This window comes from uncultured Chryseobacterium sp. (assembly GCF_913776365.1).
In the GTDB taxonomy this organism is placed as follows: domain Bacteria; phylum Bacteroidota; class Bacteroidia; order Flavobacteriales; family Weeksellaceae; genus Chryseobacterium.
Genome location: NZ_CAJYMO010000134.1, coordinates 1 through 6,626 on the forward strand (window position 1 = coordinate 1; position 6,626 = coordinate 6,626).

Genomic DNA, 6,626 nt, shown 5'->3' on the forward strand with positions numbered 1-6,626 from the left:
AATTGCTAAATTACAAAATAAACGAAAATATTAGAATTAAATTATAAGACAATAAAATTAATTTGTCAACGTTTTTCAAAAAAATCAAATCTTTATTTGATTTATTGAATAATTTATTTTTTCTTTGTACTTTGAAAATATTTATATCGACTATGAAAAAACTAAAGTTGTTTTCATTAATAGCATTAAGTTCTACACTTGCATTAACCAGTTGCGGAGGATCTAATAATGGCGGCGGTACTAAAAAGTTTGTCAGCAAAACAGGTTGGAAACCAAACGAGAAACAAGGTTGGTTTTTTGCTGGAAAGCAACAAAAGCAGAAGGGATGGCCGGGAATGGTATATGTAGAAGGCGGAACTTTTACAATGGGATTAGTGAAAGATGATGTAATGCACGATTGGAATAACTCGCCACGCAGAATGCAGGTAAGTTCATTCTTTATCGGGGAAACTGAAATTACGAACTACGAATACCGCGAATACCTTACCTGGTTGAAGTATGTATTCCCACCAAGCGACCCAAGCTTCAAGGAAATCTACAACGGTGCTTTACCGGATACCTTGCTTTGGGACAACAAATTATCCCGAAATGATTACAACGAGACGTATTTCCGTTCTCCTGAGTTCGATTACTACCCGGTAGTGGGCGTATCCTGGACACAGGCCAACAGATACTGCGAATGGCTGTCCGACAGAGCCAATGAGAAAGCCCTGATGCAGGCCGGTATCATTGCCAAGGATTTGTACATCAACGAATCCAACAACCAGGGCGGAACGGCTTTCAATATGGATAAATTCAAGTCGAATGATCCTGAAATGCAGGGTTATATCAATGAAAAAAGAATGCAGCAGAAAACCGGTATGAAAACGACCAACCAAAGGCTACTGGCTGCTAACAGGGCTCCGAATGCAGCAATGGTTCAGAAATTCAGGCTTCCTACGGAGGTGGAATGGGAATTCGCAGCATTGGGACTTGCCAAAAACAGAGAATACAACAGATACTTAGGAAAAGAGCCTAAAGTGGAAGACCTGAGAGGTGCCAAAGGAAGAAACAGGGGAATGTTCCTGGAAAACTTCAAAATGGGAGCCGGTGACTATTCGGGAATCGCAGGATGGAAAAACGACGGGGCAGCACAGACTTCCGATGTAAGACAGTTCCCTTCCAATGATCTCGGAATTTACGGAATGTACGGAAACGTTTCAGAATGGACTGCAGACGTGTACAGACCGATCATTGATGAAGATTTCAGCGATTTCAACTACTACAGAGGTAACATGCCTCAGGCTATCGTAAGAAACGGTGACGGAACTTACAAAATGGTAGACGAAAGCAGCATTAAATATGATACACTTGCAGACGGACGACTGGTTTATAAAAACCTGCCGGGACAGTTTGAAAGAGAAACCATCGCTGACTACAGAAACTACAGAGACGGTGACAGGATGTCTTCACTGGATTACAGAAATGCAGCAGACTCCGCAAGATCTTACGATATGTACAATTCTCCGAAAACAAGATTTATCGTAGACGGTACCGGAAAAGTGGTTCTTCAGAAAGACAGAAAAGAAAGAACTTCAGAAATTTCAAATGACATCCGCGTGGTAAAAGGTGGTTCTTGGCAGGATACGGCATATTGGCTGGATCCGGGACAAAGAAGATACAAGAGCCAGGATAAAGCGTACGGCTGGATTGGCTTCCGTGTTGCACAGGATGCGAGAGCAAACAACACGAACAGAACAAGAAGATAATATTCTCAAAATAATTTTAAAAAAACCTTCCGGAATACTGGAAGGTTTTTTATTTTTGAACCATGAATACAGAAGAATTTTACCCTTTGTTTTTACAGTGCGGGAAAGTAACCATCGACAGCAGGAAGGTTGAACAAAACGACCTCTTTTTTGCCTTTTCCGGGACCAGTTTCAACGCAGCTACTCTGGCGGACGAAGCGATCGGGAAAGGAGCATTGGCCGTGATCGTGGAACACCGGGACTTTGAAAACAGGGATAAAAATATTTTCTACGTACCTTCTACGCTGGCCTTCCTTCAGGAGTTGGCCATGTTCCATAGAAACAGGCTGACAATTCCTGTAATAGGACTCACCGGAAGCAATGGCAAAACCACCACCAAAGAGATTATCCATGCCGTATTGTCCCGGCGGTTCAATGTGCAGTATACCCATGGAAACCTCAATAATCATATCGGTGTGCCGCTTACGATACTTTCTGTCAGGGACCGCCATGAGATGGCAGTTATTGAAATGGGAGCCAACCACCAGAAGGAGATCGGGCTTCTCTGCTCCATGGCACAGCCGGATTTCGGATATATTACCAATTTCGGAAAAGCCCACCTCGAAGGTTTCGGAGGTTTTGAAGGGGTGATCAAAGGAAAATCAGAACTTTACGATTATCTGAAAGATCATCAAAAAACCATTCTGGTCAATGAAAATGATCCGGTGCAGGATGAAAAAACCAAGAATTATACCCCAAAGATTACGTTTGGCAAGGACCACTCCGAATACCGTTTTGAACTGATTTCCCGGGAGCATTTCGTAGGGCTTCAGTACAACGGGGAGAATGCATTTTCCAGACTTACCGGGGAATATAATTTTACCAATCTCTGTGCGGCTGCCAGCCTGGGGCTTCATTTCGGGATCGGTTTTGATGAAATCCGTCAGGCTATCGAAGCGTACATACCTACCAACATGAGGTCGCAGATTGTTCAGACAAACGGGCGTACCCTGGTGCTGGATACCTATAATGCCAATCCGAGTTCCATGAATGCCGCTTTGCATAATTTCTCTACTTTTGAAGGCACGAAAACCATCATCATGGGCGATATGCTGGAGCTGGGAGATGAAAGTGAAAGAGAACATCGTGAAATACTCAGGCTTGCCGGCGAACTGCATTTTGAACAGATCATTACCGTAGGAAATATTTTCAGGAAGATCAATCCGTCTTTGCTGGCTTTTGAAAATACCGGTGCGTTATCCGCTTATCTGAAAGAACATCCTATCGGTTCACGGAATATCCTTCTTAAAGGATCGCGGGGGATTGCACTTGAAAAAGCAGTGGAATTTATTTAGCTGTATCAAATTAAATAGCCGGGTGATAACCCGGCTTTATCCATTGTGTCCCGGCATTCCGTGACAGCCCGCTCAGCAATGCTGGAATTCTTCAATAATGAGTCTGATGTTTTTAAACGTATTCGGAAAAACCTCGGCTTCCATCTGATCTTTATTTTTCCAGGCAACCTCTGTGATGCCTTCTTCAAGCTGCGGCTTTGATGTGTCTTCACCGCTGAAATTCATCTCAAACCAGTGGGTGCATTTCAGGACCTTGTCTCCGTTTCTTTCCACGTAGATATGATAAGTGGTATTGATGAACCGTACCAGTTCCACATGGCTGAGGCCGGTTTCCTCTTCAATTTCCCTTACGGCCGATTCTTCACGGGATTCGCCCTTTTCCATTTTGCCCTTCGGAAGATCCCATTTCCCCAGTCTTTTAATGAAGAGGATGTCCTTCTCAGGATTGTTCACTACACCGCCTGCTGCCTCGATAATCCGGAAAAGGCTTTTGAATTTCTCCCAGATCATTTCCACATCATTTCCGTAAATGTTCAATTCTTTTACAGATGTATTCTCCAGCAGATCGAGACCGATCTCCAAAGTAGTGACGTTTTCATATCCGAGCACCTTTTCGAGGTTTTCAGGCTGTGCGGACAGTAATAATTTTTTTTCGTTCACAAAAACTTTATACATTTGTAATAATTAAGAATTTAAATACAAAAATAAAAAATGAATTTAGAAGGACGAAAGATTATTGTCAATAAATCATCTAAAGACCTCGTGGAAATCCTGAAATCCCCGGAAAACTATAAAGATTTCATGCCGGACGGTCTTCAGAAGTTTGAAACGAGAGAGGACGGATTTAAATTCGGATTGCAGGGAATGCCGGAGATCGCACTGAAAATAGACGAAGTAACGGATCAGAAGGCGGTATTGAAGTCTGCAAGCTCAAGCCTGGATTTCTCATTGACGGCCGATCTGCAGCCGCTTAACGAAAACCAGACGGAAGTACAGATGCTGTTTGAAGGCAAATTCAACCCGTTTATCAAAATGATGGTGGAAAAGCCCCTGCAGAACTTCATCAATACCCTGACGGATAAGATAGAAGCTTATAAATAATGATGAAACCTTCAGCAATGAAGGTTTTTTTATGCTATGACTCCTGAGCAATGGTCCTTTGAACTTCCGGTTGCTGAACCCAGAACATTGACCTCATTATTTAGCCTTAACACACCCATAAAGGCAAAGATCAGGGCTTCTTTGAAATCGATGAGTTCCTTTCCGGGTATAATGATTTCCGCAGCAGTCCGGGCTCTGATTTTCTCAATCAAAAAAGAATTATAGGTTCCGCCGCCGGTGAAAAGAACCTTTTTCAACTGGTTTTCATTCAGGACTTTTGAAATCTGCACAGACGCATGCTCCGTAAAGGTAGCCAGTAGATCCAAGGGCGGCGTTTCTTTGCATAACGGGAAAATATATTCGTTGCACCATTCGATCCCCAGGGATTTCGGGCAGGGCTGCTGATAAAAAGCCAACGAGTTCAGTTCGGATAACAGGTCTTCGCTGATGTGCCCGGTCCTCGCCAGATCTCCGTTTTCATCAAATTTTTTATGAAAATGCCGGGCGGGTACATTGAGGATGATATTCACCGGAGCAATATCAAAGGCCACCCGCTGATTATTGATTTTCAGGGAAATGTTGGAAAATCCTCCCAGGTTAAGGCAGGCTTCGTACCTGGAGAAAAGCAGTTCATCACCAATCGGTACCAGGGGAGCGCCGTTTCCGCCCATCAGGACGTCCTGGCTCCGGAAATCATAAATTACCGGCAATCCGGTTTCCAGCTTAATGGCCCTGCCGTCACCGATCTGCAAAGTGAATTTTTTCTGAGGCTGATGAAAAACCGTATGGCCATGGGAGGCAATCAGGTCTACGTTCTGAAGCTGATGCTTTTGAATGAAATTCTTAACGCATTTTCCCAGATAGAAACCGTAGCCGGAATGCAGTTCCAGCAACGCTTCGGACGGCAAATGGATGGCATCCGCAAGCCGACTTTCCCAAGCAGGGGAATAGGGAAGGGTTTCCGCTTTCAGGATCTCAAACTCCCAGCATTCCTTTTTCTCAAACCGGGCGAAGCAGACATCCAGCCCGTCCAGGCTTGTTCCGGACATCAGCCCGATGGCGTGAAACACGGCAGGCTGCATTTATTTCTCAGACATTTTAAGCTGGTTCGTACTGAAATCTCCGGAGTTCTGGTAGAAAACATACTCCGAGAAATCGTCTTTTGCCGTCATCCCATGGGCCCCGACCAATGTGGAGCCGTCCTCCATCGTGACATACACGGTATCTTTGGTGTAGATTCTTTTCTTACGCTGGTCCCAGAACACGCTCTGCATGGCGAAACGCTGGTTTTCGTTGGTCTTGATCCTCACATCTCCTCTCGCTTCATAAAATTGCTTGTAGTCATAGAACTTGGCGTATTTAGCCTTGATGGTTCCCGGAACTTTCGGCTTTTTCTTATCGAAGAACTGGATGTCGATCCCTTTTCTGGCGATGGTATACGGACTGTCAATCAGCTCATACTTTTCAATTACCGGTGCCACTGCGCGCATGGTGACAAACCCGGAATCCCGCTGGATGATGTGGGCATTATCAATGATCTGGGAAGGGAAGTTCTTGCTCTGCTTGGCTGCGTTTTTAGCAAGATCTTCCTCACAGGATATTACCGCAAAAAATATAGCACAACTAAAAAGGTATGCTATATTTTTTTTATATGATATGTTTTTAAAAAACGTCATCTTAGTTGTATAAGGTCTTTCTGAACCATTTGTCAGCAAAATTGAATCCAACTTTCAGATTGATGAAATTCTGGTTGATCAGGTTGTTTTTCAGGGTTCCTCTTTTCCCCAGTTCCAGGCCGAGCTCCAGTCCGCTCATACGGGTAATGCTGCTGTTCTTGAACGGAAGAAGGACGCCGCCGGAAATCCCGAACTTATTGATGTTCTGTCCGGCAATCTGCAGGTTTCCTTTTTCGTAGAAGGCACCGTAACGGTAAACGATTCTCGACAGGTAATTCCTGAAATTGTTGTAGTTCGGAAGGTACCAGCCTCCGGCAGAAATCCGGTAAGAATCCTGAAGGTCCAGGGTGTTCCCGAAATAGGCGATGCTTTCGCCTTTTTTATAATCTCCCTGCAATGACAGGAACCATTTGTTTTCTTCACCATATCCAACGCCTACGGAAGCCTGTAAAGGAAGCAGGTTTTTAGAACTGGTACTTCTCTGATCGATGATACTTTCGTTGCTTTTGGTGGTCTGGGCAGCATCGGTATAAAAGTAAGTACTGTTTATATAATCCGTTGTCATATTGCTGGTATTCCCGAAAGTCGTAGTGGCACCGATCGTCAGTTTTCTGTCCGTTCTGGTATCCACATTCTGATAACTTGCGCCCAATGTGAAATTGAAATTTTTGATGCTGTTCTTGGTTTCGTATCCGTTGATCAGCTCAGCATCCGGATAGGCCAGTTCATTGATATCATACAGATTTCCGAAATAATAATTGGCTCTT

6 protein-coding genes and 1 pseudogene are annotated in these 6,626 nt (G+C 44.0%); 3 read left to right on the plus strand and 4 right to left on the minus strand.

The window, feature by feature from the left end; all coding sequences use genetic code 11:
- Window positions 1–152: 152 nt before the first annotated feature.
- Window positions 153–1,748: a gliding motility lipoprotein GldJ gene (gene gldJ / locus QZ735_RS06545; protein ID WP_294245853.1), complete on the plus strand. Its 1,596-nt coding sequence runs from the start codon at window positions 153–155 to the stop codon at window positions 1,746–1,748.
- Window positions 1,749–1,810: 62 nt separating this feature from the next.
- Entirely contained in the window at window positions 1,811–3,082 is a 1,272-nt protein-coding gene (gene murF / locus QZ735_RS06550) for a UDP-N-acetylmuramoyl-tripeptide--D-alanyl-D-alanine ligase (RefSeq protein ID WP_294245855.1), read from the plus strand.
- Window positions 3,083–3,154: 72 nt separating this feature from the next.
- Here murF and QZ735_RS06555 read toward each other — a convergent pair whose 3' ends face one another.
- The gene (locus QZ735_RS06555) at window positions 3,155–3,757 is read right to left on the minus strand and encodes an NUDIX domain-containing protein (protein WP_294245857.1); all 603 of its coding nucleotides are present in this window, start codon (window positions 3,755–3,757) and stop codon (window positions 3,155–3,157) included.
- 36 nt (window positions 3,758–3,793) lie between these two features.
- On the opposite strand from QZ735_RS06555, the gene QZ735_RS06560 reads away from it, so the two are divergent.
- Window positions 3,794–4,183 (plus strand): SRPBCC family protein, encoded by a 390-nt coding sequence (locus QZ735_RS06560; RefSeq protein ID WP_294245859.1) that lies wholly within the window; start codon window positions 3,794–3,796, stop codon window positions 4,181–4,183.
- Between the two features lie 29 nt (window positions 4,184–4,212).
- Here the strand turns inward: QZ735_RS06560 and QZ735_RS06565 are convergent, their stop codons facing one another.
- The 3 genes and pseudogenes from QZ735_RS06565 to QZ735_RS06575 form a co-directional block, all read right to left on the minus strand.
- Window positions 4,213–5,265 (minus strand): anhydro-N-acetylmuramic acid kinase, encoded by a 1,053-nt coding sequence (locus tag QZ735_RS06565; protein ID WP_294245862.1) that lies wholly within the window; start codon window positions 5,263–5,265, stop codon window positions 4,213–4,215.
- Entirely contained in the window at window positions 5,266–5,859 is a 594-nt protein-coding gene (gene lptC, locus QZ735_RS06570; RefSeq protein ID WP_294245863.1) for an LPS export ABC transporter periplasmic protein LptC, read from the minus strand.
- Between the two features lies 1 nt (window position 5,860).
- A pseudogene (locus tag QZ735_RS06575) lies at window positions 5,861–6,626 on the minus strand (hypothetical protein); the annotation flags it as partial.